This is a genomic window from Niallia tiangongensis, from assembly GCF_044704065.1.
GTDB classification, from domain to species: domain Bacteria; phylum Bacillota; class Bacilli; order Bacillales; family Cytobacillaceae; genus Niallia; species Niallia tiangongensis.
Genome location: NZ_CP162613.1, coordinates 4341710 through 4368449 on the forward strand (window position 1 = coordinate 4341710; position 26740 = coordinate 4368449).

The 26740-nt window shown below is 36.0% G+C and carries 25 protein-coding genes; 2 read left to right on the forward strand and 23 right to left on the reverse strand.

Translation table 11 applies throughout. The features are described 5' to 3' along the window. Positions 1 to 3: 3 nt before the first annotated feature. The 10 genes from AB3U99_RS20585 to AB3U99_RS20630 form a co-directional block, all read right to left on the reverse strand. Positions 4 to 939 carry an ABC transporter permease gene (locus AB3U99_RS20585; RefSeq protein WP_400243611.1) on the reverse strand — a complete coding sequence of 312 codons (936 nt, stop codon included), beginning with the start codon at positions 937 to 939 and terminating at the stop codon, positions 4 to 6. A 127-nt stretch (positions 940 to 1066) separates the two neighbouring features. Then, positions 1067 to 2692: a peptide ABC transporter substrate-binding protein gene (locus tag AB3U99_RS20590; RefSeq protein ID WP_400243612.1), complete on the reverse strand. Its 1626-nt coding sequence runs from the start codon at positions 2690 to 2692 to the stop codon at positions 1067 to 1069. A 402-nt stretch (positions 2693 to 3094) separates the two neighbouring features. Then, a complete protein-coding gene (locus AB3U99_RS20595; protein ID WP_400243613.1) occupies positions 3095 to 3709 on the reverse strand; it encodes a hypothetical protein in 615 nt (204 codons plus the stop codon). Positions 3710 to 3716: 7 nt separating this feature from the next. Then, entirely contained in the window at positions 3717 to 3845 is a 129-nt protein-coding gene (locus tag AB3U99_RS20600) for a hypothetical protein (protein WP_400243614.1), read from the reverse strand. 151 nt (positions 3846 to 3996) lie between these two features. After that, positions 3997 to 5262 carry a helix-turn-helix domain-containing protein gene (locus tag AB3U99_RS20605; RefSeq protein WP_400243615.1) on the reverse strand — a complete coding sequence of 422 codons (1266 nt, stop codon included), beginning with the start codon at positions 5260 to 5262 and terminating at the stop codon, positions 3997 to 3999. 199 nt (positions 5263 to 5461) lie between these two features. Continuing rightward, a complete protein-coding gene (locus AB3U99_RS20610; protein ID WP_400243616.1) occupies positions 5462 to 6724 on the reverse strand; it encodes a cytochrome P450 in 1263 nt (420 codons plus the stop codon). Between the two features lie 63 nt (positions 6725 to 6787). Continuing rightward, positions 6788 to 7078, reverse strand: a complete 291-nt coding sequence (locus AB3U99_RS20615) for a hypothetical protein (protein ID WP_400243617.1) — start codon at positions 7076 to 7078, stop codon at positions 6788 to 6790. A gap of 222 nt (positions 7079 to 7300) precedes the next feature. Continuing rightward, positions 7301 to 8497 (reverse strand): MFS transporter, encoded by a 1197-nt coding sequence (locus AB3U99_RS20620; RefSeq protein WP_400243619.1) that lies wholly within the window; start codon positions 8495 to 8497, stop codon positions 7301 to 7303. 160 nt (positions 8498 to 8657) lie between these two features. Next, entirely contained in the window at positions 8658 to 9674 is a 1017-nt protein-coding gene (locus AB3U99_RS20625; RefSeq protein WP_400243621.1) for a YeiH family protein, read from the reverse strand. 134 nt (positions 9675 to 9808) lie between these two features. Beyond that, complete coding sequence (locus tag AB3U99_RS20630) at positions 9809 to 10714, reverse strand: AraC family transcriptional regulator N-terminal domain-containing protein (RefSeq protein WP_400243622.1); 906 nt, start codon at positions 10712 to 10714, stop codon at positions 9809 to 9811. Positions 10715 to 10869: 155 nt separating this feature from the next. Here AB3U99_RS20630 and AB3U99_RS20635 point away from each other — a divergent pair, with 155 nt between their 5' ends. Continuing rightward, positions 10870 to 11610 carry an SDR family oxidoreductase gene (locus AB3U99_RS20635; RefSeq protein ID WP_400243623.1) on the forward strand — a complete coding sequence of 247 codons (741 nt, stop codon included), beginning with the start codon at positions 10870 to 10872 and terminating at the stop codon, positions 11608 to 11610. Between the two features lie 96 nt (positions 11611 to 11706). On the opposite strand, the gene AB3U99_RS20640 is transcribed toward AB3U99_RS20635, so the two are convergent. Then, positions 11707 to 13158, reverse strand: a complete 1452-nt coding sequence (locus AB3U99_RS20640; protein WP_400248136.1) for a DHA2 family efflux MFS transporter permease subunit — start codon at positions 13156 to 13158, stop codon at positions 11707 to 11709. A 37-nt stretch (positions 13159 to 13195) separates the two neighbouring features. After that, positions 13196 to 13771 carry a TetR/AcrR family transcriptional regulator gene (locus tag AB3U99_RS20645; RefSeq protein ID WP_400243624.1) on the reverse strand — a complete coding sequence of 192 codons (576 nt, stop codon included), beginning with the start codon at positions 13769 to 13771 and terminating at the stop codon, positions 13196 to 13198. A gap of 297 nt (positions 13772 to 14068) precedes the next feature. On the opposite strand from AB3U99_RS20645, the gene AB3U99_RS20650 reads away from it, so the two are divergent. After that, positions 14069 to 14740, forward strand: a complete 672-nt coding sequence (locus AB3U99_RS20650) for an NAD(P)H-dependent oxidoreductase (RefSeq protein ID WP_400243625.1) — start codon at positions 14069 to 14071, stop codon at positions 14738 to 14740. A gap of 124 nt (positions 14741 to 14864) precedes the next feature. On the opposite strand, the gene AB3U99_RS20655 is transcribed toward AB3U99_RS20650, so the two are convergent. From AB3U99_RS20655 to AB3U99_RS20705, 11 genes are all read right to left on the reverse strand, one after another. Beyond that, positions 14865 to 15824 carry a 2-hydroxyacid dehydrogenase gene (locus tag AB3U99_RS20655; RefSeq protein WP_400243626.1) on the reverse strand — a complete coding sequence of 320 codons (960 nt, stop codon included), beginning with the start codon at positions 15822 to 15824 and terminating at the stop codon, positions 14865 to 14867. Between the two features lie 115 nt (positions 15825 to 15939). Then, a complete protein-coding gene (locus AB3U99_RS20660) occupies positions 15940 to 17436 on the reverse strand; it encodes an aldehyde dehydrogenase family protein (protein WP_400243627.1) in 1497 nt (498 codons plus the stop codon). A gap of 12 nt (positions 17437 to 17448) precedes the next feature. Then, entirely contained in the window at positions 17449 to 18642 is a 1194-nt protein-coding gene (locus AB3U99_RS20665; RefSeq protein ID WP_400243628.1) for an iron-containing alcohol dehydrogenase, read from the reverse strand. After that, complete coding sequence (locus AB3U99_RS20670; RefSeq protein WP_400243630.1) at positions 18636 to 19733, reverse strand: Ldh family oxidoreductase; 1098 nt, start codon at positions 19731 to 19733, stop codon at positions 18636 to 18638. The genes AB3U99_RS20665 and AB3U99_RS20670 overlap by 7 nt, the downstream gene beginning before the upstream one ends. Further along, entirely contained in the window at positions 19711 to 20406 is a 696-nt protein-coding gene (locus AB3U99_RS20675) for an RraA family protein (RefSeq protein ID WP_400243631.1), read from the reverse strand. Before AB3U99_RS20675 ends, AB3U99_RS20670 begins: the two co-directional genes overlap by 23 nt. Then, the gene (locus AB3U99_RS20680) at positions 20406 to 21437 is read right to left on the reverse strand and encodes a LacI family DNA-binding transcriptional regulator (protein ID WP_400243633.1); all 1032 of its coding nucleotides are present in this window, start codon (positions 21435 to 21437) and stop codon (positions 20406 to 20408) included. The genes AB3U99_RS20675 and AB3U99_RS20680 overlap by 1 nt, the downstream gene beginning before the upstream one ends. 60 nt (positions 21438 to 21497) lie before the next feature. Beyond that, positions 21498 to 22394 (reverse strand): carbohydrate ABC transporter permease, encoded by an 897-nt coding sequence (locus AB3U99_RS20685; protein ID WP_400243635.1) that lies wholly within the window; start codon positions 22392 to 22394, stop codon positions 21498 to 21500. A 10-nt stretch (positions 22395 to 22404) separates the two neighbouring features. Further along, on the reverse strand, positions 22405 to 23295 hold the full coding sequence (locus tag AB3U99_RS20690) for a carbohydrate ABC transporter permease (RefSeq protein WP_400243637.1): 891 nt from the start codon (positions 23293 to 23295) through the stop codon (positions 22405 to 22407). Between the two features lie 156 nt (positions 23296 to 23451). Next, complete coding sequence (locus AB3U99_RS20695; RefSeq protein ID WP_400243638.1) at positions 23452 to 24744, reverse strand: ABC transporter substrate-binding protein; 1293 nt, start codon at positions 24742 to 24744, stop codon at positions 23452 to 23454. A gap of 110 nt (positions 24745 to 24854) precedes the next feature. Then, positions 24855 to 25715 (reverse strand): NAD(P)-dependent oxidoreductase, encoded by an 861-nt coding sequence (locus tag AB3U99_RS20700; protein ID WP_400243639.1) that lies wholly within the window; start codon positions 25713 to 25715, stop codon positions 24855 to 24857. A gap of 225 nt (positions 25716 to 25940) precedes the next feature. Beyond that, positions 25941 to 26672, reverse strand: coding sequence for an RraA family protein (locus tag AB3U99_RS20705; protein WP_400243640.1), 732 nt, complete (start codon positions 26670 to 26672; stop codon positions 25941 to 25943). Positions 26673 to 26740 lie beyond the last annotated feature (68 nt).

Here is a 26740-nt window from a genome sequence, read left to right on the forward strand (position 1 = left end):
TCTTCACCCCTTTAATCCGCTAATTCGAATTCTTGGATCAATTACACTATATAAAAGATCGATAACAAGCATTGTTAGAATAAAAAAGGCACTGTAAAATAGTGTTACTCCCATAATCGTTGTATAATCATTAAACTTAATCGAATCCACAAAGAGACTACCAATGCCAGGAATACTAAAAATATTTTCAATGACTAATGATCCAGTTAAAATACTAACCGCAACTGGTCCTAGAATTGTGATTACGGGAATCATCGCATTTCGCACAGCATGCTTGATAATAACCGCCCATTGACTAAGCCCTTTTGATTTAGCTGTTAGAATATAATCCTGCTGTAAAACATCTAGCATTTCTGTTCGCGTAAATCGGGAAACAAGCGCGATAATCATTAATGATAATGCTATCGATGGGAGGATTGAACTATCATATCCTTCCCAAAACGCTACAGGGAATAGGCCCCATTTTAAAGCCACTACATATTGTAATAGGGCAGCAAAAACAAAGTTCGGAACAGATACACCAATTACTGCTATGAACATCGTGACATAATCCCAAACCGTATTATGTTTTAATGCTGCAATCATACCTAGAATTAACCCAATAGATAGTCCCAGTATGATAGCCTGGACACCAAGAAATGCAGAAGGAATAATACGACTGGATAAAAGCTCATTAACAGACTGCCCTTTATAATAATAGGAAATGCCCAAGTCACCTTTGACAAGATTCACTAAATATTTTCCATATTGCACATAAACAGGCTTATCTAATTCATATTTTGCTAGAAATTCCATTCTGGCTTCATCTGTGAGACTCGATAATTTTTCTTCATTAAAAGGCGAGCCAGGCAACAGCTTCATCAGGAAAAAAGTAATCGTTGCAATAATCCATAACGTAATGATGATATTTAAGATTTTTATGCCAATAAATTTCCCCATCAAAACACCTCTTTCCATGAAAAGACACTTATTATCTTCTAAAGAAGATCATGCTTACTAAACTTTTCTATCTTTTGGAACGCTCTAATAGATTAGGAGGGAAAAAATATCCCTCCTATCTCCATGTTTATTTTTCAATTGTTACATACTTTAATTCTAATGAACCACCAGGGGGCAATTCTAACCCTTTAACTTTAGGATTGATCATAAAGGCTCTGCCATCAAAGTAAAGTGGGCCAACAATTCCTTTATCAATCAGAATTTTTTCTGCCTCGACAAATAAGTCAATTCGTTTATCTACATCTGTTTCCGTTTGAGCAGCTAGCACCAATTCTTGATACTTGCTATCTTCAAAATAGCCACGGGATGCGGATGGTGGCTGTCCAAGCCATTCATAAATGAAAGTCATCGGATCATTATAATCTGCTCCCCATCTATTTACTGCAATCATGAAATCTCCGTCACGCATTGCTTCCAGTCTTCCACTAAACGGCTTCGTTACGATAGATACATCCACACCTAGATTCTTCTTAAATTCACTTTGTAAAAATGTTGCCGTATCTTTAGAAACAGAATCGTCTGATGCCAACAGTTCGATAGGCGGTAATTCCCCACTCTCTTTTATTCCTTCTTCAAGTAATTCTTTCGCTTTAGCTGGATCTGGTGTAAACACATCACCTGCTATTTCGCGATAAGTGGAGGAGCTGTTTCCGCTAATACCAGCTGGAACAACCCCAGTGCCTGGTAGTGAACCATTATTTAAAATTGTGTCTGTTAAAATTTTCGGATCAAATGCTAATTGAAACGCTTGTCTAATTTTCTCATTATCAAATGGTTTTTCTTGTAAATTAACTTGCGTAAAATAAGTACGGAACATCGTTTCTGTTCCATAGCCTTCTTTGTCTTTATAACTATTTACATCTGAAGATTGTAAATAAACTTTATCCAGTTTCCCAGAATCATATAAGTTTAGAGCGGTACTTGCTTCTTTAATAACATCTAAATTTACTTTGTCTACTGCGACATTATCTTTGTCCCAATATTCTTTATTTTTTTCTAATGAAACGCCTTTTCCTTGATCATATGAGGTTAATACATAGGGGCCATTATAAAGGATGCTGTCTGCTGTTAGTGCATATTTGTCATATCCAACTTCGTCCACAAACTTTTGATTTAGTGGGAAATAGGTAACGAATGCAGTTAAATCAAGAAAGAATGGTGTAGGCTGATTTAATGTAACTATGAGTGTTTTATCATCTGGTGCATCTACTGCAACAGCTGATTCATCTGCTTCCCCAGCATTATATTCTGTTGCTCCCTTTACAAATTGAGCAATAATAAAAGCATATTCACTTGCTGTATCTGGATCTAAAGTCTTTAACCAAGCATATTTGAAATCTGCTGCGGTTACTGGTTCTCCATTGCTCCATTTAATTCCTTCTCTTAAATGGAAGGTATAGGTTAATGCATCCTCTGATATATCTACACTTTCAGCCATAGCCGGTTGAGGTTTGTTATCCTTATCAAGTCGATAAAGTCCTTCGAGTACATTATTTAAGATGGTAAAAGATGTTCCATCCGTTGATTTCGTTTGATTTAAATCTGGTATATCTGATTCTAACGCCAGATTCAATGAACTAACTTCTTCCTTGCTAGATTTTTCTCCTTCACTTGAACTAAAACCAGCACAACCACTAAGCAATAGTGCTAACATTACAATTGCTGATACATTTAACATCCACCATTTTCGCATTGTTTTCCCCCTTATTATGTATAGCTTGTACACGACAAAAAATGTTATATTTTCTGACGAAAACAAGGTCAAAAAATTGATGAAAGTCATTCGATGTCACTTCTTATAACATAAAATTATTATACTTCCCCTTATTAAGGAGGTCAATTACTATTTTAAATATTTAGAAAAATCAAAACACGATAATAATCTTCCGTAAATCAATAGACTTATAAAGCAAAAAAAGTATAAGGTCTCCCCTATACTTATCCTTAATATAGATCCCTTTAACAAATGGCAAAATTTTATCCAAAACAAAAAGGCGATGTGCCAATCGCCTTTTTGTTTTAATATAAATTTTTAGCCACTGTGAGATAAAAGAATCTGTCAACAACCCACGACTGAAGTCACGAAGGTTCTCGGCTAAAGCCTAAAATTGCCTGTAGGATACAACCACTGTATGAAAATATAAGGAGGCATTAGTAGTTTTTTCTCTTGATGCTCTGATACAAAATCAGCTATAGCAATCGTAGATTCCACTCCACCATGCAGGGATAGGAAATAATTTAATTTTTTCATTACCTTAATTAAAGTATCCAATGTCTCTTTATCTTTTCTTAAAAGTTTATAGGAAATCCCTAAATTAGACTTTATGCCAAGCTGCTTTTGATGGACTGCAACCTCTTGAAATTGCTTGCTCTCGATGTGGTCTAGTTGAACAAAAATTTCATTATCTGCATCTAACTTGTAAACGCCATTATTAGGTATTCCTGTAACAACATCTTGATTCAATTTAATAATTAAGGGAGAAACAGCTTGGATAAATTCTGGTTCAAACTTGTCAAACACCTCAAACAAAATCTGTGCAAGCGTATTTTTGTGAAAAAGAGAATCCCTTGTTTTCCCTATATTTTTATGATGTTTTTCAATGGAACACGCGACAATATGGGAAGTTGATGGCTGTAAATAATCTCGATTCATTTGATCTTGATAGGTTACAAATATCCGTTGCATTAACTGATTATTCATCTCCACCATTAATCTGTTACTCCGTTTCTTGGTTCCCAATACTAAGTGCCCCAGGTTGTAATTCATGTCCAGCCAACGCACTACCAATATTTACTCCCAATGTTAAAGTAACCAGAACAGTTACGACTACGATCATTTTTTTCATTTAAAAAAACACTCCTTTTCTTTAATCTTTTTGTTAAGGAAATTTTATCCCAAATAGCTTATTTATAAAAACAAGTAAAATTCTACTATTTTTTCTATCATTTAATAAGGTTTTTTCACCTGAAATTTTACTACTTTTCTACTAATTCACTTTACTCCTCATATTCTAAAGCTTTCATTAAATAATCAGCTGCTTTCTTATATGCTTTCTTGTCATAATAGTGATTACCAAGCTCTTGTGTAATTCTTTTAATCAGAATTCCTTGGTTTAGTTCAATTGCAGAATCTAGCATTTTCTGCATACCCTTTTCATATAAACTTTCATTACCTTGCAATTTCTTAACCGATAGTCTTAATAAACATAACAAAATATAATCATGCTTAAGCTGAAATTTTTCTGTTATCACAATAGCCTTTTCCAAGTATTTATCCACTAAGATCCAATCCTTCTGCTCTATATAGATCTCTACCAGCCTTCTCAAAGGATGAACAATTTGTAATTCAAACGAAAGACTTTCCAATATTTTAATACTATTTAAATAATATTTGATTGCAGAAGGATATTCCTTTTTCCTCTCATAAACTCTTCCGATATTATGTTGTATCATGCCTGTATAGCTGGCTAATTTTTCATGTTCCTCATCTTCCAAAATAGTACGCTCTGCTTTTTTTAAACATTCCATTGAATTATCTAAATCATTATTTAGTTGATACTGAACACCCAATGTAATTAATGCAGTAATGATATATTCTTTTTCCTCATATTTTTCAAATATCTCATATGCTTTATTAGAATAATACATACTAATTTCTTGATTTGCGTGAGTTCTTTGCTTTATCAAACTAAGATTATAATAAAGCTTTGCAGCATCCAGACTATCCCTTTCTTTTAATAAATGATCTGCCTTCGTATAATAATGAACCGAATAATTAAAATCCTGAAGATAGTAAAAGAAGTTTCCACACGCCAGAAAATAATAAAAGTATTCATCCTCTAACCCCTCACACATTTCTCCTGAAATAAATCTTTTGGATAGGCTATAAATACTTCTTGCCTGCTCTATTTCACCTTTTGTCGTATAGTACCGCAACAGTACACCATAAAGGTGAAGGTTTACTTTCGTAGAGTTCAATTCCAGTGTTTGAATATGTAAATAAGAGATTTCATCTTCTGATATTTCGCCTTTATGTTTGTAGTTATCTACAATTCTCAGCGTTTTTTCATCTCTATTCGGGCTGCTTAACTCTGTTAAATCATAGCCAAGTCTTTTCGATACTTTACGTAGAAACTCCTCTGAAGGATTAATTTGTCCATTTTCAATCCTACTCAAATAAGTAATCGAACAGATTCCTTCCGTAAGCTCTTTTTGCGTTAACTGTTTATGTATTCGCAGTTGTCTTATTCTTTCACCTACCATTTGACCCCTCCTCTCCTAAAATCTATCTCTATTTTTGCTATTACAATTATTATATCGCGCTTATGCCATTTAACTAAAATATATATTGGAATTTTCTGCACTTTCGCAAAAAAAAAAAAAAAATCATACATCAACTTCGAAATAAGCAAAAGAAACTTGTCCTGTCCAAGAAAAACAGTTCAAGTTTCTTTAATAGGTGCTATTCTACCAACTTTTTAATATTATTCATAATAAATCCACTCTTTGGCAATGTTGGCATCTTACTTAAATTATATTGTAAATCTTGATTCGGTACGTCATATTCCATTTTTGTTGAAAGAGCTCGTAAAACTTCTTTCATCAATTCGACAGTAACCCCTTCTCCAGGGCAACGGTGTCCTTTTGCTGGGTCTCCTCCACCTTGTGGAATAAAATCAAATAATCCGCCTTTCCAATTTTCAAATCGGCCAGGATTAAATTGATTTGGATTTTCCCATAGACGATTATCATGATTAGTCCCATATATATCCAATAACACAAGTGTCCCTTTTTGGAAGGAATGACCGCTCCAAGTAAAGTTATTTCGTACACGGGCACCAAGAAATGGTCCAAAGGGATAATATCGACGTACTTCATGGATAAACATTTCTATATAATGATTATCAGCATAACGAAGTTTTTCTTTTTCTTCCACATACTGATGCATAGCTAATGCAGCAAACGTAATAAAAGTAGAAATAGCTACAATTGGTCTTAACACATTAATTAATTCGATAGCTGCCATTTGCGTATCAAGCTGTGTTCCATCCATTTTTTTATAAAAAGCCATTTCATGTAGAGCAGTTCCTTGCTCCGTTTCCACCTTTCCATTGCGTACATTTTCCATCAAATCCCTTATCCATCGTTCTGCTCGATTACGAGCCATTCTTCCTTTCCAATGCTCGGGACCAATTGTTCCAAAAGCATAAACCATTGCGATAAAATCGTCCCCACGTTCTGTCACTTCTGTTTCTGTAAGCGGAACTCCTGCCCACTGACAAGCTACTTTACATAAAAGATGCTTCATTTCATCAAATAAAACAACTTGATCAGCATTTTCCCACTGTTTCATAACATCAGCAAGATATTCTGTTGTAAGAGCAGCTAGTTTTTGTTGATGAGCAGGTGTCAATAATGACATAAAGAGCAGCTTTCTGTGAAGATGTTTTTCACCATCCAAGCTTTGAATCGCATTTTTCCCAAACAATGATTGTTGCACACGCATTGGAGCAGCACCTTTACGTTGAAACTTCTCCGTGTCATAAAAGACCTTCACAGCTTCTTCTCCTCTTATACAAATAACTTGTTGCCCCAATAAACGCACCTTAAAAATATCCGTTTTATACTTATCCATTCTTTTATTAATAAATAAATATCCTTCTTTTAGTAGAGTGACAGTTTTATCTATTCCTTTTTCTGAAGGTATTTTTGATTTTGTTGACATTTCTGACTCTCCTTTTAACCTGAACGGTTATCAATTAAAAAAACAACAGCAGGTATCCTCCCGTTATTTTTTTGCATTTTTCATTGCTTTTAAGACAATTGTTCCTATACTGATAGCAGTTAGAGTAGTAAAAATAGGATGTTCTCTCATTTTTACGTATATACTACGAGAGGCATGCAAATTTCTCACATGTAAACCATACCCTGAACGAAACAGATACTTACCATTCTTACGAGGATTAAAAAATTTATTTTTATATTGGGTTCGAGGATTTCTTATTTCCATTAGCCTTATTTCATTCATGCCATGTAAATGAAGAACCCTTTTATCATATTCGCTTTCTTCTTTATTCACTATTAAACCTCCTAAAGATGTATCAGAATACAACTAGTATTTGGTAAATAACGAAGAATAATCATAGGAAAAGAAAAATACCATTCGCATTATCTATACAGTCATTTGATTTTATGGAAAATGTTTATTTCAAAGAAGATTAAAATAAGAAGGGGGAGAAGAAAAATGAATGGCTAAATCTAAAAATTTTCCATTCATTTTTTTCCATTTGAAGTTTGCTAACTAGCCAATAGCCTTTGTTAAAGTGCCACGACCTTTCCAAATATGCACAATAAACGCAAGCATAGGAAAAGCAATCGCAAAGAGTAAAGCAGTTTCCGGACTAAATTGATAATAGCTATAGCTTCCAATCCAAGAGCCAAAAGCACCTCCTAAGAAGAAGATTGTCATATACAAACCATTCAATCGATTCCTGATGGATGGGTTTAAGCTATAAATAACCTTTTGACCTAATAGCATATTTCCTGCTACCCCGATATCTAGAACGATACCAGAAAAAACGATGAGCGTAATACTTATAAAAGAGTGATCTCGGACAAAAAATAGGAGAACGATAGAAAGAATAACTAGCCCCATTGATACATTTGTCATAATATAAATATATCCTTTATCCGCTAACTTCCCAATATAAGGAGTCAATAACGCCCCCGCTATAGCAACAAATCCAATAAGCGCAATTTCATTATTCGTGAAATGCAAGGACTCAGATCTTAATAGTATCGGCATAACTGTCCAATACAGACTGAAAGTAGCAAATATGCATGCATGATAAAATGCTCTTTGCTGTAAAGGAGGTGTATCTAACAGTACTCTGACCATAGAACGCAATAAACCAGGATAGGTTATACCAAGGTTAGACTCTACTTCAAAGTCTGGTAAAAATTTTAATAATAAGAGCAAAATAGAAACTAAGAGTAGGAAAGAAAATAGATAGACCATTCTCCATCCTAGCCACTCTGTAATAGCAATAGAAAATGGACGCGCAATCATAATTCCGATTAAAAGCCCACTCATTACTTTTCCGATATAATTTCCAGCTTCTTCTTTCTGTACAATTTTCATCGTTAACGGAACAAGCATTTGAGCTGCACTTGCACCGATTCCAATAATGGTAACAATAAACAAAAAGAGATAGCCATTTGTTGATAATAAAGCGCCAATTAATGAAAGGATGGTCAGTCCTAATAGAAAGACGATTATTCGCTTACTTTTGTATAAATCTGCCATCGGCACTAAAAAAAATAAACCAGCGCCATATCCTATTTGCGTTAAAGTTGTTAAAAGTCCAGAAAAATTAGAAGAAATCTGTAAATCTGCGGAAATAAATTGGATAATTGGCTGGGCATAATAAATATTAGCGACAACTGCTCCACAGCTAATCGCTAAAAGAAAGATGAGAAAATTTGTTTTTTTATTCATTTACCTTAATTCCTTCCATCAAGCTAGATGTTATATAATATAATTATTTAAAAAGGAAATGTCTAGAATAACAACTTGACTATTTTCATTCTATGCTCAGATTTATGACGCATTATATTATATAATTAAATTGGGATCTTCCCTTCCTTTAAGAATAGAATCACCAAAGAAGCTTCACAAGCGCATACCCTATAAAGGATAATAATACAGAACCAATCAGACCAGCTATAAACGGCTTTATACCAAGTTTTTTAAACGTCTTTCCCTCTACTTGAAGCCCCAATCCAGCCATGGCCATCCCAATAAAAAGATACGCTAGATCGATCAAAGCTGCAGTGATTGCTTTAGGAACAATACCAAGCGTATTTATTCCACTCATAATAAGAAACCCAAGAATGAACCAAGGAAAAATAGTAAATAATACTTTCTTCGATTTATTTCCATCTTCTTTATCAGAGAAAAGGAGACCGATAATAATTGCTACTGGCACTAATAATGCAACGCGTGTTAACTTTACAATAACCGCCATATCCACCGTGCCATCTCCGCCAATCGAGGCTGCAGCGATAACATGAGCCACCTCATGAAGGGTACTCCCTGCAAAAATTCCATATTCCTTTGAAGTCAAAGGCAAAACGGAATAAAGGACCGTATAGATTAGTGTAAAAATTGTACCTAAAATAGCTACAGTAGCAGCTGCAACAGCTGTTTCCTCCTCTTTCGCTTTTAAGGGAACTGCAATCGCAGCTACAGCCGCCGCCCCACAAATGGCGGTTCCACAGGCAGTTAATATCCCTATTTTTTTCTCGACTTTAAAAAATTGAGTCAAACCATATACAGAAAATAGAGTAAAAACGATTACTACAATTGCAATAATAATAATATTCATCCCAGCATGATATATATCGAAAAGATTAAGGCGCATTCCCAAAAGAATGATTCCCAGCCGCAATAATCGTTTATTCGAAAATGCTATCCCTTTTTCGAATTTCACCTTTAATCCAAATAATGCCCGCCAAGCCATTCCTATCAATATCGCAAGCACTAATGGCCCCATAATAGATAGGATTGGTAATGCCTCCGCTAAATATTTTGCAAAAACAGCAATTACCAAGGTGATTCCAACCCCCATTATCCATCCATAGCGTTTTGCATGTGTCTTATCGTTCGTCTCCATATGGACCCTTCCTTCTAAATTAGTTCCTTCCTCCTTACCTTATAAGGTTTTTTATCATTAGTAAAATATATATTAGTGATGATAATTATTAGAAATACTAATAATTAATCGAAAGAAAAGACCTGCTAGTTGGATTACAAATAAGCAGGTCTTCTGTTACGAAGATTTATTTGCAATTGCTTTATATCACTTTTTGGTGGTAGACCAAAAAGTTTGCTGTATTCTCTACTAAACTGAGATGGACTTTCATAGCCAACCTGAAAAGCTGCTTCAGCAGCTTCTAATCCTTCAGACAGCAATAACCTACGCGCTTCCTGCAACCGAATCATTTTTTGAAACTGCAAAGGAGACATTCCTGTAATTAATTTAAAATAATGATGGAAAGAAGAAAGGCTCATATTTGCAAATTTGGCTAATTCCTCTACCCGAAGTGGTTTATCATATCCATGATTAATCACTTGGATAACCTCTTTTATGGTTTGAGAATGACTTCCTAAGATGGCGTATTGCTTCATATGGTCTCCATCCTCATTTTGCATAATTCGGTATAAAATTTCTTTTTGATAGAGTGGTGCAAGAACAGAAATATCTTTTGGTGAGTCGAGCAGCTTCAGTAATCTACTTAAGGCCTCTGTCATATCTGGGGTAGCTTTATTTACTAGCATTGCCCTTTTAGGCGGGAGAGAGTCTCCTTCCTTTTGATTGGTGACTGCTTCTAAAATCTGTTCTGTCGTGAACCCAAGCCTTATACAATAATATGGATTTTCTTCCGTAGCCTCTGTAATTTTCCCTCTAATAGGCAAATGAACAGATGTGATAAGATACTGACTGGAATCATAACGAAATATTTCCTCACCAAGCATGACTATTTTTGCCCCTTGCACAATGAAACAAACAGATGGCTCTATAATAGAATGCAATGGCTCTGTTAAGGTAGAAGCTCGAATAATACTTAAATGGTCAATCTTCGTTTCATGTGTGCCATCGATTTTAATATGCTTTTCTATTATTTGTATTAATTCTCTTTGTAGATTCCTCATAAAACCCTCCTCGATTTTTTTCATTCATTTTACATCTTATTTGGAGAATTAGGCAAAGATTAAACATGAATCTTCTATCCTACTTGTTTCATGCTTATTTATAATAAAATCACATCATCCTAAAGGATGAAAGAAATAACTACTGGAGGAATCATATGAATCACTTAAAAGACAAAGTTGCCATTATTACTGGTGCATCTAGAGGAATAGGTAGCAGCATTGCAGAAGAACTTGCTCAATTAGGGGCTAAGGTGATTATCAACTATGCAAATAGTGCTGAGAAGGCACAGGAAGTTGTTGCAACAATCGTGAAAAACGGTGGAGAAGCAGTAGCAGTTCAAGCAGATGTCAGCAAAATCAAAGAAGTAGAACGCTTATTTACAGAAAGTCTTCATCGTTTTGGAAAAATAGACATATTAGTTAATAACGCAGGCATTATGCATACACTCCCTTTAAGGGATGTTACAGAAGAACAATTTGATCTCCATTTCTCCATCAATGTGAAAGGAACTTATTTTGCATGCCAGCAGGCTCTTAAATATATGGAACAAAACGGAAAAATCGTTAATTTCTCTACTTCTGTAGCTGGGATGATGTTCCCGGGGTATAGCCTGTATGCTGCAACAAAAGGGGCTGTTGAACAGATTACAAGACAGCTATCAAAGGAATTTGGTCCAAAAAATATTACGATAAATACCGTTTCACCTGGCCCTACAAACACAGAGCTGTTTATGTATGGCAAAAGTACTGAACAATTAGAAAATCTAAAAAGGCTCAATGCATTTGGCCGTTTTGGAGAAACAGATGATATTGCCAAAGTTGTTGCCTTCCTTGTAAGCGACGACGCTCGCTGGATTACTGGACAGACAATTCGTGTAAATGGTGGCATGGTTTAAATTGAAGAAAAACGATTGAAAGCATTGGATTAGCACTTGAAATTGCTAATCCTTGTTCTTCCAATCGTTTTATTTGCGATATAATGGTTATTTTCATTAATGAGATGGATGATCTACTTTCACACGTTTAATAAAGAAAGCTAGAACAAGACCAATTATAGCCACGATAATCGCAAAGCTAAATGATTTTTGTACCCCTGCTGTAAAGGCAAGCAATGGAGTTAATGGATTGGTCATATCCGCTGCATCACTTAAATAATTGCTTGAACCTGTAGTTAATAAAGAAATCGCAATCGCCGTTCCTATCGCACCGCCAACTTGTTGCAATGTATTCATAATCGCTGTTCCATGTGGATACAATTCTGGCGGCAATTGGTTTAGACCATTTGTTTGCGCTGGCATCATTACCATAGATACACCGATCATCAATACAATCAGAAGCCCAATAATTAAACCTGATGATGTATCAATATCAATGGTTGAGAATCCAAATAATGCAACAGTTGCTAGCGCAAGGCCCGGAATAACTAACCATTTAGGTCCAAACTTATCAAAAAGACTACCCATAATAGGAGATAGGAGTCCATTTATTAATCCACCAGGAAGAAGAAGCAATCCTGCTGTAAATGTGCTTAATGCGAGAACGTTTTGTAAATACAGTGGTAATAGGATCATAGACGAAAGCATTACCATCATAATAATCATAAGAAGTAATAATCCTAATACAAACATCGGGTATTTAAAAGTACTTAAATTCATCATTGGCTGTTTCATTTTCACTTGACGAATAGAGAAAATGATTAATGCAATAAGCCCTATTCCGATAGAAAGAATCACTACTGGGCTTCCCCAGCCTCCTCCTTCTCCAGCATTACTGAACCCATAAACAATTCCACCGAATCCAATTGTCGATAGAATAATCGATAGGATATCTATCTTAGGCTTCGTTGGTGTTGTTACATTTTGCATAGATACAGTACCAAAAATAAGTGCAACAATTAATAATGGGAGGGATACCCAGAAAATCCAATGCCATGTAAGGGAGCGAAGGATTAAACCAGAAATAGTTGGTCCTACTGCCGGAGCAAAACTAATTACTAGTCCCATCATTCCCATTACTTTTCCACGCTTATGCGGCGGGATTAATACTAGAATCGTGTTAAACATTAGTGGTAATAATAGCGCTGTTCCAACAGCCTGAACAATACGGGCAATCATTAATATAGTGAATGTCGGTGCGATCGCCCCTATTATTGTCCCAGAAATAGAAAAGATAAGGGAAGTTATAAATAACTGTCTTGTTGTAAACCATTGTAAAATAAGTCCAGATACAGGAACTAATATACCTAGCGTTAATAAAAATCCTGTTGTTAACCATTGTACGGTAGTTTCCTTAATACCAAAATCTGTAATAATTGTATTTAATGCCATATTCAGTGCCGTTTCACTAAATAATCCAACAAAGCCCGCAATTAAAAAAGATGCGATAATAGGAACTGTCTTAAACTCACTTTTTCCCATTGTTTCGCCTTTAGCGGGAATATCCATTGTCATATTCCTTTTCCTCCTTTAATATCCATAGAAATTACTGTTTTAACAGCACTGCTATTTGATTCGAAATGCATCGAAGCGGGTTACTACTCTTATTCGTTAGAGCAAGCATGCATCCACCTTCTATCATTGCATTTAACGTAATTCCCAACTCTTTTGCCAGCTCTTTTTCAAAGCCAAAATCCTCTAATCGATTCGTATAAAGCGCCTGCCAATCTGTAAATGTAGCATCGCATGCCAAGCGCAGCGTTTCATGTGTTAACGCTGTTTCAGAAGCAATCAGACTAATTTGCAAGCCTTCAAGTGCACTACATCCCATTTGATCAAATTCATTTGCGATAGAATTCACATGTTGTTGAAAAGCAGACACAGGTGTATCACCACCATATAAGTCCTCTTTCATTTTTTCCACTACTAGCTCTCTCATTCGATTGATTGCTTCTAAAGCAATTTCTTCCTTCCCATTCGGAAAATGATAGTACAAGGAGCCTTTCGGAGCACCACTCTCATCAATAATTTGATTGAGCCCAGTAGCATGGAATCCTTGCAGCTGAAATAATTTAGTTGCAGTCTCTAGAATCGCTTCTCTTTTATTGTTGCCCTTCTTCATTAGAATCATCTCTTTTTTAAAATTATAACAACTGGTCTACATAATATTAATGAGATAAATAAGAAGTGTCAAGAAATTACTATGTGATTTTTTCTATTTTTTATTCTTACAAATGTGGAATCTTTACTTATTCTTTAAAGAAATCGTTTTCATTTTAAACATTGGGAAAATACCTTATAAATAATACAAACAAATTCTTAGAAAGTATTCTCACACTTTGATATACTCTTTCGTGAATTGGTTATCTTAAAGAAGTACTGGGTAATTAGAGAAGGGATATTGAAAGGAGAAAATATGATGCGTAATAAAGAAGAATTAAAACAAGAAATTCTAGCTGCTTATAACTTTCGTCATGCTACAAAGGAGTTTGATCCAACGAAGAAAATTCCAGAGGATGACATGCATTTTATATTAGAAACAGGCCGTCTTTCCCCAAGCTCATTCGGTACAGAGCTTTGGAAATTTCTTGTGATTGAGAAACCGGAATTACTAGATAAAATCAAACAATCCTCTTGGGGTGCTTATACAAAAATCCCGGCAGCAAGCCATTTTGTAATTTTATTAGCACGTACAAAAATAGATACTGTATATGATTCTGCTTATTTAAAAGAGCAGTTTACGAATGTCTCTAAACTGCCTGCCGAAATCATTCCAAAAATGATCGAACGCATAGAAGAATTCCAAAAAGACGATTTCCATTTAGATAACGATCGTGCATTATTCGACTGGGCTTCTAAACAGACATATATTGCTCTGGGAAATATGATGACGGCAGCTGCTCAAATCGGCATCGATTCCTGTCCAATTGAAGGGTTTAATATCGAAAAAATGAATCAGCTTTTAGATGCAGAAGGACTTTTAGAAGATGGTCATTTGGGGATTTCTGTAATGGTAGCATTTGGATATCGCGCGAAAGAACCTTATCCGAAAACACGGAAGGCATTTGATGATGTGGTGAAGTGGGTTTAGGGGGTTTGTTTTAATATATTTGTTTAAAAAACCCACTTTATTGATCTAAATCTCCCAATAAAGTGGGGAAAACCTCTAAAATAATGGCTGTTTTCGTAAAGTTTGTTGCTACTACCCCAAATAATTAAATCACATATTTTGGAATCCTGCCTTTTAAAGCTAATAACAGATTTTCTGCAGCTAAGTCCGCCATCTTCAATCGTGTTTGAATGCTAGCACTACCAATATGAGGAGTAGCAACAACATTAGGTAATGTTAATAATGGATGATCTACCGAAATAGGCTCATTCATAAAAACATCTAAGCCTGCTGCCCATAGCTCTCCTTTTCTTAATGCATAATATAAAGCATCTTCATCTACGATTCCTCCTCGGGCTGTGTTGATTAAAATTGCACTTTTTTTCATTAAAGAAAGCTCTTTTTCACTGATAAGTCCTCTTGTTTCTGAAGAATAAGGGGTCATAATACAGATAAAATCAGAATTCCTTAATAAAGAATTCAAATCCTGATATTGCATTTCTATTTCTTCTTCTAATTTTTGCTTACGATTCCGGTTAAAATAGATAATATTCATATTAAAGCCTTTGGCGCGCCTTGCCAAAGCTTCTCCAATTCTTCCCATACCAATTATTCCTATCGTCGCCCCATAAATATCCTGTCCTGTTAGTTGCATAGGGGACCATGTTTTCCACTTTCCCTTTCTCAAATAGGCAGAAGCCTCAACTACTCTTCTTGCCGTAGCCATAAGTAACGAAAAGGTTAAATCTGCCGTAGTTTCAGTTAAAACGTCTGGTGTGTTTGTTACAAGAATGTTTTTTGCTTTTGCAGCGTTCACATCTATATTATTATAGCCAACAGCCATATTACTGATGATTTTTAACTTTTTTGCCTTCTCAATCATTGTTTTATCAATTGTTTCCGTTAATAAACAGAACAACCCATCAGCTTCTTCTATCTCCTGTTCCAACACAGATTTAGGTACAGCTATATCTTGTTCTCCCCACATTCTCACCGTACACTCTTCTGCTATTTTATTGACAATTTCATCCGGAATTTTTCTTGTAATATAGACAGTTGGTTTCATTTACTCCTCCTATTTAAATAGTGGTATCCTTCATACCCATTAATACGAGATAAAAGGGAAAGCACAGTTATATTAATAACCGTGCTGCTGAAAATCTTTATTAATTTTTTCTTTCTTAGTATTCAATGTATATCGCTTTAAGAACTGTGAAAAATTCTATATTAGAGCTTCCAATAGAAAAAGCTCCACTTCCAGATTTCTTTACCCCACCAAAAGGCATATGGGCAGCACTTGCTGTTCCATGATTAATATGAAGCATTCCTGCTTCCATCTCATCTGCCAGATTATAGGCATCGTTTAAACGATTAGTGAAAATAGATGCAGCGAGTCCATATTCCACATTATTAGCTACCTCCAATGCCTCTTTTTCATCTTTCACTTCCTGTATACATAATACTGGTCCAAATATTTCTTCCTTGGCTATTCGCATTTCTGGCATAACCAAATCTATGACTGTAGGAGTTAAATAAGCACCTTTTGAATATTTTTCTCCTTTTAAAATTTCTCCGCCGTGGCGAATTCTGGCACCTTCCTCTAGACCGATTTGGATATAGTTAAACACCGTATCAAGATGTCCTTTATTTACAAGTGGCCCCGTCGATACATCTTGTTCCCACGCAGGTCCTAATTTGATTTTCCTTGTTTCCTGCAAAATTGCTTCTGTCAGTTCTTCTTTTTTCTCTTTTACAACAATTACTCTACTTATTGACGTACAACGCTGACCGCTACACGCAAAAGCTGCTGAAACAATTTGTTTAGCTACAACCTTCACATCTTGATAGTCTAGTACAACTGCTGGATTTTTCCCACCTAGTTCTAATTGAGTCTTAGCTAATCGTCCAGCTGCCACTTTGTTAATTTGGATGCCCAAATCAGTTGATCCAGTAAAACTAATCCCTTTTACTAAGGGATGGTGAACAAGTGGATTGCCGACTTTGGAACCACTTCCTACAACAAGATTTACTACACCGCTTGGAACTCCAGCTTCTTTAAAAAGTTCCATTAACCGAACTGATGTCCATGGTGTAACAGATGCAGGCTTATAAACGACTGAACATCCATATGCAAGAGCAGGTGCAATTTTTCTGACTGGTGTAACGATTGGAAAGTTCCAAGGTGCAATAGCGGCGATTACACCTATTGGCTTACGAATAGTTGAACTCCATACATTGGCTCTTTCTCCTGGTAAGGTACTTCCTTCTATTCGAAAGGCCTCTCCTGCACAAAAGCGAGCCTCTTTTGCGGCGCGCATTACCTCGCCTTTCGATTCAGCTAACGGTTTTCCCTGTTCTGCTGACAGCATAAATGCTAATTCTTCCAAATTCGTTTCCAACAATTCAGCAAATCGATATAATATAGCGCCTCGATCAGGTCCTGGTACTTGTGACCATTCTTTAAAGGCTTGATGTGCCGCTTCTACCGCCTTGTTCACATCCTCTTCTTCTGAAGATTGAAAAGAGGACAACAATTGGCTATTATCTGCGGCATTATAAATAGAAATTACTTCACCGCTACTACTCTCTATCCATTCTCCATTTATAAAATTCCCATATACTTTAGGTTTATTTGCCCGTAACCACTCAAACATTTCTGTTGATGCTACTACAGTCATCCATATCCCCCCTTATAAATTCAACACTTTTTCATTTACTTCTGTTCTCATAAGAGCCCGGCAAATATTTTCCAAATCTTCTTTTGTAGGTTTTACTGGATTTACTGGAACATTGCCAGAAAGCATTGCTTCCTCCACAATAAATTCTAGATGTTCTTCTTCTACTCCATAATCAGACAATGTTTGTGTGATGCCAATATCATTATTCAATCTTCGAATAGCTTTAACAGCACATTCTGCTGCTTCACGTTCGGTCAAACCTTCCGTATTTTCACCAAATATCCTTGCAATTTCAGCAAATTTTCTAGTATTGCCAATAATATTAAACTCCATTACCTCTGGTAAAAGTATCGCATTTACAACCCCATGAGGAATCTTAAAAAATGCACCAAGCGGAATAGCAAGAGCATGCGCTAACCCTAGACGAGTAGTATTAAATGCCATAGCCGCAACCGTACTAGCTAACAGCATATTATGACGCGCCTCTATATTTTCCCCTTGTACAACAGCAATTCGTAGATTTTCAGCTATCAGCCTCATTGCTTGAATTGATAAAGCTTCTGAGATTGGCTGCGTCGCTTTGTTTACATAAGACTCTAAAGCATGTGTTAAAGCATCCATACCAGTTGCAGCTGTCATATTTGGAGGTAAAGTAACGGTTAATTCAGGATCACAAACTGCCAGTGCAGGACAATTATACATGCTACCAACACTAAGCTTTGCTTTTGCGGCTGTATCGGATAAGACGGAAAATCTTGTCATTTCACTTCCAGTCCCTGCAGTAGTTGGGACAGCAATGACAGGTGCACCTGGATGAGGGACTAAGTCGATGCCAACATAATCTCGTATATTCCCTGAATTCTTTAGCATAAGCCCAATAGCTTTTGCAATATCCAGGGCACTTCCTCCACCTACTCCTACTACAATATCTGAGCCTTTAATCTTAGCAAGTTCGATCCCTTTATCTACTGATTCAATAGAAGCTTCCACCCCTACCTCTGTAAAGGTAGTATAAGGAATAAACGCACTCTCTAAAGGTTCTTCTAAACGTTTTATAATTCCCGCATGTAACACTCCTGGATCTCCAACAATTAATACATTCGTTCCACCAAGCTCTCTTACGAATTGGCTCAGTTTTTGGATGGTTCCAGGACCAAATTCAATTGCAGTTGGTACCTCATATCGAAAGTTTTTTAATGTTAACATTCATTCATTTCCTCCCTTTCTTCTATTTCACAAATGACAGCATCTAATAGATTAATAGAGTATCTTTTTCCTATTTGATCTAACTCACTTACTACCTTTTTAGGTAGTTCAATTCCATGTTGCTTTCTTTCTTCTACTTTTCTAAACTCCAACTCCCCAGGTATAAGAATTTCATCTACACCTTCCGATTTTGGTTCCGCTTTCAATTCTTTTATATAACAATCCATCCGGTTTTTAAAAACTTCTATTGGCATAAATCTTTCAATATCAAGAGCAATAAATAGATGACCAACATTTTGAGGTTGCTCCCAATTTTCATACATATTATAGACGTATTTCCCAAATCCTGCTCCAGTTAATACCCCAGAAAGAATATCAATAAACATTGAAATTGCATACCCTTTGGGACCTCCTAAGGGTAAAACAGCTCCTTCAAGCGCTTCTTCTGGATCAGTCGTGGAACGACCTTTTTTATCAATCGCCCAACCTATTGGAATTTCTATTCCCTTTTGCGCTGCAACGATAATTTTCCCTCTTGCTACAACACTTGTTGCCATATCTAGTAAAAATGGTGTCTCTTTTCCCGCTGGAACACCAACCGCTAGAGGGTTCGTTCCAATAAATGGTCTTTTCCCACCAGTTGGAGGCATTGTTTGAGAAGCGTTAGACATAACAAGTAAAATCATATTCTTCTCCATTGCCTTTAATGCATAGTAAGCACCGGTGCCAAAATGATTTGATCCCTTTACACCAACGATAGCAGCACCTCTATCCTTAGCTTTTTCTAAAGCTATTTCAACTGCCTTCGTACCAACAACTGCGCCTAAATTATTGTTACCATTTAGTAAAGCCGTCGCAAAATCTTGAGATTCTATTTCTGGTACAGCTAACGGATCTATCATTTTTTTTTCAATTCTTTCCAGATAGATGGCAGTACGAACAACGCCATGAGAATCGACTCCACGTAAATCTGCCATAATAAGAGATTCAGCTACAATATCAGCATTCTCTTTCGAAACACCTGCTTTAACAAATATTTTGGAACAAAATGACTGCAGTTTTTCCCAATCAAATTTTTTGGGATATACCATTTACCTCACAGCCTTTCTCACAAAGTGTTTCATCTACCCAACTTCTATCTATTGTCCCATTATCAATTGACTCTAAAATATCCTTTTCTCGGATTTCCTGCGCTTTCACCTTTTGCAAAATTTCCTCTGCAAAATCATATGGTACTACAGCAATACCATCCTCATCACCTACCATAAGATCCCCTGGCTGAACAACCATTCCATCTACTACGATTGGTACATTAATCTCCCCGGGGCCGTCTTTATATGGTCCACGATGCGTTACCCCTTTGGCGTAAACTGGAAAATCATGACACTGAAAGGCCCCTAAATCTCGTATTGCACCATCTATAATAAATCCAGCAAGACCTTTTTTTCGTGCTAATTGCATCATGATTTCTCCTGCTATTGCATTTGTTGTATCTCCTCCCGCGTCGACAACTATTACATCTCCTCGTTCAGCCAAATCAATTGCTTTATGCACAAGTAAATTATCACCTGGTCTTGTTCTTACAGTTATAGCTGTGCCGACAAGTTTTCCTTCTTTATGGTATGGACGCAGGCTGCTTCCAATCGCATGCACCCTATTTTGATTATCACTTATATGTGGTGTGACAACATGTTGAAATTCTTCTATTAAACGTCTCTCTACTCTTTTTTGAATCGGTAAAATGCGAAATCCTATATTTGTCATTATGATTCCTCCTTTTTTATCCCTCCACAAGATTCGCGGACAATTAACAATGGTTCCAATGTAATAATTTCTGGTGTTGGAATCTCCCCTTTATCTATATTTATAAGCTCAATAAGTCGCTTTGCAGCAATCCCTCCCATTTCATACGCTGGTTGTTTTACTGTAGTCAATGGTGGATTTAGATGTTCAGACCAAACCGTTTCATCATAACCTATCAAAGCGATATCCTCGGGAATAGTAAGATTCATTTTTTTAATTGCCTCTAACACTTCTAAAGTCATCAAATTATTCGTTGAAAAAATAGCATCTGGACGCTTTGCTACTGCCAACATACTTTGGACTGCTTTTCTTGCTTCACCCTTTCTATCAGGGATGATCTTAATAAGCGAATTGTCTATTTCCAACCCATTGTCTCTCATTGCCTTTTGATAGCCCTCTAATCTTTCAAATCTCGGACTTATTCCTTCTGTTTCATATAGAATTATAGCTATTTTTCTCCTACCAATAGCTAAAAGATGATTAATAGCCATTTCTGCGCCTTTTATGTTGTTTGATGTAATCGTATTTACATTTAATCCGCTAATTTTTCTATTAATTGCCACGAAAGGGTAATCCTTCATTACAAATTTTTTATATAAGTCGAAATTTTTCAATGTAGGATTCACAAGCATTCCATCAAGCTGACGGATATCAAAAGCACGAAAATGCTCTTTTTCTAATTCTGCTTTATCTTTCGAATTAAAAATCATCAAGTTATATCCTAAGGATTGACAAGTATCCTCTACACCGTCTAGTACTTTCGTCCAAAATGGATTCTGTAGGTTCGACAATACGATTCCTATTACATTGGTTTTTGTCAATTTTAGACTTCTTGCTAATGCATTAGGTCGATAATCTAATTCTTCAATCACCTTTAATACTCTATTTATTGTTTCATCCGTATTTCTTTCATAATTTCCATTAATTATTCTTGATACAGTTGCTTTTGAAACATTTGCCTTTTTTGCGACATCATTGATTGTAACTTTCATATAAACTACCTCTTCAGTCAGAATGATAATTCTAGTCTACCATCTGCCTCCATATTTTTCCTACCCTTTAATACCTCCAGCTGTAATACCCTCTATTAAGTATTTCTGAAAGAAGATAAAGACAATAAACAATGGAATTAAAGAAAGCGTCGACATTGCAAATAGAGCTCCCCATGAACTTTCTCCCATTGCATCTACAAACATTCTTAGACCAACTGCAACGGTATAATATTTAATATCACTTAAATAAAGAAGCTGGGTAAAGAAGTCATTCCATGTCCAAATGAAGGTAAAAATCATCGTGGTGATTAGTGCTGGCAAGGAGAGCGGTAGTATTAAACTCCAATAGATTCTCATTAAACCACAGCCATCCATCTTTGCAGATTCTTCTAATTCCTTAGGGATAGTCCGCATAAATTGAACCATAAGAAAAATAAAAAAACCATCAGTCGCTAGAAATTTGGGTAGTGTTAAAGGTAAGAATGTGTTGATCCATTCCAACTTATTAAACATGATATATTGTGGAATAACAGTAACATGAAATGGTAGCATGAGAGTGATTAACATGATAGCAAAAAAGACTTTTTTAAAGGCGAAGTCAAGTCGTGCAAAGGCATACGCAGCCATGGAACAAGATACTATATTCCCGATAATAGCTAATATGCAAATGAAAGCAGAGTTTAAAAAGAACCTTCCAAAACTATACCCGGATAACCCAGACCAGCCTTGAATATAATTATCCAATCTAAATTGTTCCGGCCAAAAATTAGTTCCAGTAAAAATATCCGTATTTTCTTTAAAAGAACTACTTACCATCCAAATCAATGGATAAAGCATTAATATTCCAATTAGGATTATAACTAAGTGGACAAATAGTCTAGATATCCTTCTTTTGGATTGATTTCTTGCCTTTTGCTGCGTAACCTTCCATTCAGTAAATGGTTTACTTGTTTCCATGCGTTCACCCCTATTCTTGATAGAATACCCATTTTTTTGACGTTGCAAATATAATGGCAGTTATCAAAGCGATAGCAACCAGCAAGACCCAAGCCATAGCTGAAGCATACCCCATTTGAAAAAGCGAAAAGGCTTTCTGATATAAATAAAGTGTATAAAACAAGGTAGAATCTAGTGGTCCTCCTTTACCACCGCTGACAATATAAGCAGGTGTAAATGCTTGGAAAGCGTGAATAAGCTGCATAATTAAGTTAAATAAAATGATTGGTGTTAAAAAAGGAAACGTAATCCGGAAGAATTGCTTCACTTTGCTTGCACCATCTATCTTTGCTGCCTCATAAAGCTCCATAGGAACTTGCTTTAAGCCAGCAAGAAAGATTAGCATTGGTGCACCAAATTGCCAGACAGCTAAAATAACAAGAGTATATAAAGCCGTATCTGGAGAAGAAATCCAATTTGCTCCCTCTATTCCAAAATACTCCAGCACTCTATTGATTAATCCATCTCCTCCAAATAATTGACGCCAAAGTAAAGCAACCGCCACACTTCCTCCAAAAAGAGAAGGGATATAATAAGCAGCCCGATAAAAACGAAGTCCTCTTAAACCTCTATTTAAAACGAGTGCTACTCCTAGGGCAAATAACAATTGCAGAGGAACACTTAATAGGACATAAGTTAAGGTAACTTTTACACTTGCTAAATATTTTGTGTCCTCTAGCATGTTTTGATAGTTTTCTAGACCAATCCATTTAGGAGAGGTAAACATATCGTAATTCGTAAAGGAAAAATAAAGGGATGTGACCATAGGTATGAGACTTAATCCAATTAAACCTATTAGCCATGGTGTAAGGAAAAAGTATCCAACAGCATTTCTTTTCCAAGCCTTTCTTAAATAGTTCATATTTCAACTCCTCCCTTGATTACTTACAGGAGATGGCTTATAACATCAACCTTACTAGTGATAGCTGCAAGATAATTTATACATTCATCTCAGATGTAGAATAAGAATAGGGCTGCATCCTAAAAGACATCTCCTAATGGATTATCAGTATATTATCTAGTTATTTAAAATACCCTCTGCTTGCTTCATAAAATTATCCGCTGCTTCTTCCACTGATATTTTGCCAAATGAAATTGCAGTTGCATTGTCCGCAAATGCCTGTTCTACTTCATTGACACCAAGAGGAGCATAAGGAGCTGGGTGTGCGTCTTGCAATGCTTCTTGGATAAACTCAACTGATTTTGTTTGAGCTGGCTCTAGTAAAGGTTTTACATACTCCGCCATTTTTGTAGAACCAGGAGAGCCTTGTTCCACTTTAAACAATTCAAGTGATTTTTCTTCATTTATAAAGAAATTGATAAATTGAGCTGCTTCTTTTGGATGCTTTGATTTTTCTGTAATGCTTAAGTAAGCTCCTTCGATATATTCACCTGCTTCTCCATCCTTCATTCCTGGCATTCTAGCTAATTCTAATTCGCCGTCTTCAAATTGTTGTTGATAGAGATAAAGTTGATTTGCTGGTATTTGATATAGCGCTGTTTTACCTGTAACAAATAGATTTTGCTCTAATGGTGCATTTTCATATTCAGTCCCTGTCTCAGCATCTGGAATTTCTCCATTTTTACGGAAACCATCCCACATATTCCACCACTTGAGGAGTACTTCTTTATCAAAACCGAGCTTTCCATCTTCAGTAAATAGATCCTGCCCATTTTGTCTAGCAAAATAACGGAAGTTTGGTTGCAGCTGCCCACCACTCATATCAGCTGTTCCCCACATCCCCTTATCTTTTAATTGAGCGAGTGTATTCTCAAAGTCCTCCCAAGTCCAATTCGATTTAGGATACGGAACGCCTAATTTATCAAATAGAGCTGGATTATAAGCATACCCTGACATCGTGACACCTTGTGCAACCATATAAAGCTTTCCATCTACCTTGCCACTCTCAACAACAGATTCTGGAAAATCTTTTTGATTAATGGTATCGGATTGAACAAATTCATTTAAATCTAGCAAAGCATTTCTTCGAGCATAATCCGATACGTAAAATTGATGCATACTAATTACGTCTGGTGCGTTACCTCCTGCTATTTGTGTTGCAAGGCGCTCCCAATAATCAGCCCAGCCGCCGAACTCTCTTTTCACCTTGATATTTGGGTATTCCTCTTCAAATCGATCAACAATAGCATTATATACTTCGTTCCTTTTCGTATCTCCCCACCATGAAAAACGGATTTCAACTTTTTTATCCCCGCTTTCTGAGGAAGTCTCATCACTGCTGCACCCTACTACCCCAAGTAAAAGAAACATAGAAACCATTGTTATCCAAAGTCTTCTCCACTTTTTCATTTAGATATCCCCTTTATCAGTTTCTTTGTTTGACAATGTGAAATTATAAAAAATAACTATAATCACCATAATGATAAGGCTTACATTCGAAAGAACAAGAATTAATCTAGTTAACTTAATATCTCTTTGCTAATCGCTGAAAAATCAAGTTCTCCATCTTCTTTAGCTGCTTGTTTATATCTCTCTAAAACAAATGAAACCAGGGGAAGCAACTTATCCGTGCTTTCCTCCACAGCTATTTGAATATCCTTTTTCATCAACTCTAACTTGAAACCTGGTTCAAAATCTCTTTTAGCAAGCGTGTCTATTTTATTCAATAGCATCCATGAAGCACCAGAGCTTTTTCCGACCACTTGTTTCAATATATCTTTATCTATTTCAAGTTTCTCAGCCAGAGCTACTGCCTCTGCAGATGCAAGCATATGGATACCAGCTAGCATTTGATTAATAGCTTTAATGGCCTTGCCCGCTCCAATTTTCCCCACTAAATATATATTTTCAGCCATAGCTTCTAATACTGGATGACACTTTTCTAATAATGCTTTATCTCCTCCAACCATAATGGTTAATGTACCATTTTCAGCCCCAATAGTTCCTCCACTTACAGGTGCATCTAGTACCCCTACACCTTTATTTTGATACGCTGAGTTGATTTTTTTCATCATTTCAGGAGATCCTGATGTCATTTCCACAAGAACCTTATCTGTTGTTAACTGATTAAGCACCTCTGATGATAACAACACCGACTCCATTTCTTGATCAGCAGGAAGAATACTAATTAGTAATTCACTTCTAGAAACAATATCCGCTAGAGAAGTTTCTTCCTTCGCCCCTGCCTTTATCAATTCTTCAATCGGTTCCCTGTTATGATGTGCCTTAATATATAATTCAAAGCCATTCTTCAAAAGGTTTTTTGCCATTGGCAGCCCCATAGCTCCAAGTCCAATAAAACCTATTTTTTTAAATTCCATGTTTTATTTTTCCTCCTCTAAAATATAATACTTTGTTATTTATGCTCTCAATTAAAATAAAAGGATTACTATAAAACACTATTAAAAATTTAATACTTGTTAATCGAAACAATCATTACTTGCATTAATTATATTTCAAGAAGATAAAAACAGGGATAATAGTAGATTTATAATACTATTCTATTAGCCCTGTTTTTCTATTACTTTGAATATATTTTTATCCTATTAGATTACTGTATGGTCTAATTCCCATCCTAATCTTTCATAAAGATTTCTTCGACCTGTTTTATCCCCTTTTAATTCTTGGTGAGCATACTTCGCTACCTCGTATGCAAGATGTCTTGGCACTACCACGACTCCATCTCCGTCTGCCACAACAACATCTCCTGGATAGATTGCTACACCACCAATTGCAACTGGTACATCCTTTTGATCAAAACGAATTCTCGCCTGATCCATACCTTGGGAAACGAATTTAGACCATACCGGAATCTTTTGTAAAATGACTTCATCTGTATCTCTGATTCCTCCACCATTTGTCAGATAACCAACACACCCTTTTGCTTTATGATCAAGGGTATTATTAGACCCAAGTAACCCGACATCTATACCGCTTACATCAAGAACAACAAAATCGCCTTCTTCAATATCATGTCCCCATGGATCGTTGCACACTTCGCTATAGTACCACTTAACCCATTCTGTATATTCATCACCAGTTACCCTAGGATAGGGACCCTCAAATGGCATATAGCGTGCTGTTCTAGCAATCCCCACTACCTTTGTGCGGAATAAAGGCTTAACGCTATGATCTACTGTTCCATAACCATGCATTCCTACCCAGTCCATACCATCACGAACATCTGTTACACGAAGATCTTTGTATAATTCAAGTATTTCTTTTCTATCATCGTCCTTTGTTGTATTTAACGTTGCATTTTGTAAGTTTTCAGCCATTTAAAATCTCCCCTTTATTTGAAATAATTTTAAGCAAAAAAATCTTCCACCACCAACATGCAAATACA

What these genes read in the sequence shown, in the direction of transcription:
- AB3U99_RS20585 (WP_400243611.1), bottom strand. Translation starts at nt 939, where the DNA reads ATGGGGAAATTTATTGGCATAAAAATCTTAAATATCATCATTACGTTA.
- AB3U99_RS20590 (WP_400243612.1), bottom strand. Translation starts at nt 2,692, where the DNA reads ATGCGAAAATGGTGGATGTTAAATGTATCAGCAATTGTAATGTTAGCA.
- AB3U99_RS20595 (WP_400243613.1), bottom strand. Translation starts at nt 3,709, where the DNA reads ATGGTGGAGATGAATAATCAGTTAATGCAACGGATATTTGTAACCTAT.
- AB3U99_RS20600 (WP_400243614.1), bottom strand. Translation starts at nt 3,845, where the DNA reads ATGAAAAAAATGATCGTAGTCGTAACTGTTCTGGTTACTTTAACATTG.
- AB3U99_RS20605 (WP_400243615.1), bottom strand. Translation starts at nt 5,262, where the DNA reads ATGGTAGGTGAAAGAATAAGACAACTGCGAATACATAAACAGTTAACG.
- AB3U99_RS20610 (WP_400243616.1), bottom strand. Translation starts at nt 6,724, where the DNA reads ATGTCAACAAAATCAAAAATACCTTCAGAAAAAGGAATAGATAAAACT.
- AB3U99_RS20620 (WP_400243619.1), bottom strand. Translation starts at nt 8,497, where the DNA reads ATGAATAAAAAAACAAATTTTCTCATCTTTCTTTTAGCGATTAGCTGT.
- AB3U99_RS20625 (WP_400243621.1), bottom strand. Translation starts at nt 9,674, where the DNA reads ATGGAGACGAACGATAAGACACATGCAAAACGCTATGGATGGATAATG.
- AB3U99_RS20630 (WP_400243622.1), bottom strand. Translation starts at nt 10,714, where the DNA reads ATGAGGAATCTACAAAGAGAATTAATACAAATAATAGAAAAGCATATT.
- AB3U99_RS20635 (WP_400243623.1), top strand. Translation starts at nt 10,870, where the DNA reads ATGAATCACTTAAAAGACAAAGTTGCCATTATTACTGGTGCATCTAGA.
- AB3U99_RS20640 (WP_400248136.1), bottom strand. Translation starts at nt 13,158, where the DNA reads ATGGATATTCCCGCTAAAGGCGAAACAATGGGAAAAAGTGAGTTTAAG.
- AB3U99_RS20645 (WP_400243624.1), bottom strand. Translation starts at nt 13,771, where the DNA reads ATGAAGAAGGGCAACAATAAAAGAGAAGCGATTCTAGAGACTGCAACT.
- AB3U99_RS20650 (WP_400243625.1), top strand. Translation starts at nt 14,069, where the DNA reads ATGCGTAATAAAGAAGAATTAAAACAAGAAATTCTAGCTGCTTATAAC.
- AB3U99_RS20655 (WP_400243626.1), bottom strand. Translation starts at nt 15,824, where the DNA reads ATGAAACCAACTGTCTATATTACAAGAAAAATTCCGGATGAAATTGTC.
- AB3U99_RS20660 (WP_400243627.1), bottom strand. Translation starts at nt 17,436, where the DNA reads ATGACTGTAGTAGCATCAACAGAAATGTTTGAGTGGTTACGGGCAAAT.
- AB3U99_RS20665 (WP_400243628.1), bottom strand. Translation starts at nt 18,642, where the DNA reads ATGTTAACATTAAAAAACTTTCGATATGAGGTACCAACTGCAATTGAA.
- AB3U99_RS20670 (WP_400243630.1), bottom strand. Translation starts at nt 19,733, where the DNA reads ATGGTATATCCCAAAAAATTTGATTGGGAAAAACTGCAGTCATTTTGT.
- AB3U99_RS20675 (WP_400243631.1), bottom strand. Translation starts at nt 20,406, where the DNA reads ATGACAAATATAGGATTTCGCATTTTACCGATTCAAAAAAGAGTAGAG.
- AB3U99_RS20680 (WP_400243633.1), bottom strand. Translation starts at nt 21,437, where the DNA reads ATGAAAGTTACAATCAATGATGTCGCAAAAAAGGCAAATGTTTCAAAA.
- AB3U99_RS20685 (WP_400243635.1), bottom strand. Translation starts at nt 22,394, where the DNA reads ATGGAAACAAGTAAACCATTTACTGAATGGAAGGTTACGCAGCAAAAG.
- AB3U99_RS20690 (WP_400243637.1), bottom strand. Translation starts at nt 23,295, where the DNA reads ATGAACTATTTAAGAAAGGCTTGGAAAAGAAATGCTGTTGGATACTTT.
- AB3U99_RS20695 (WP_400243638.1), bottom strand. Translation starts at nt 24,744, where the DNA reads ATGAAAAAGTGGAGAAGACTTTGGATAACAATGGTTTCTATGTTTCTT.
- AB3U99_RS20700 (WP_400243639.1), bottom strand. Translation starts at nt 25,715, where the DNA reads ATGGAATTTAAAAAAATAGGTTTTATTGGACTTGGAGCTATGGGGCTG.
- AB3U99_RS20705 (WP_400243640.1), bottom strand. Translation starts at nt 26,672, where the DNA reads ATGGCTGAAAACTTACAAAATGCAACGTTAAATACAACAAAGGACGAT.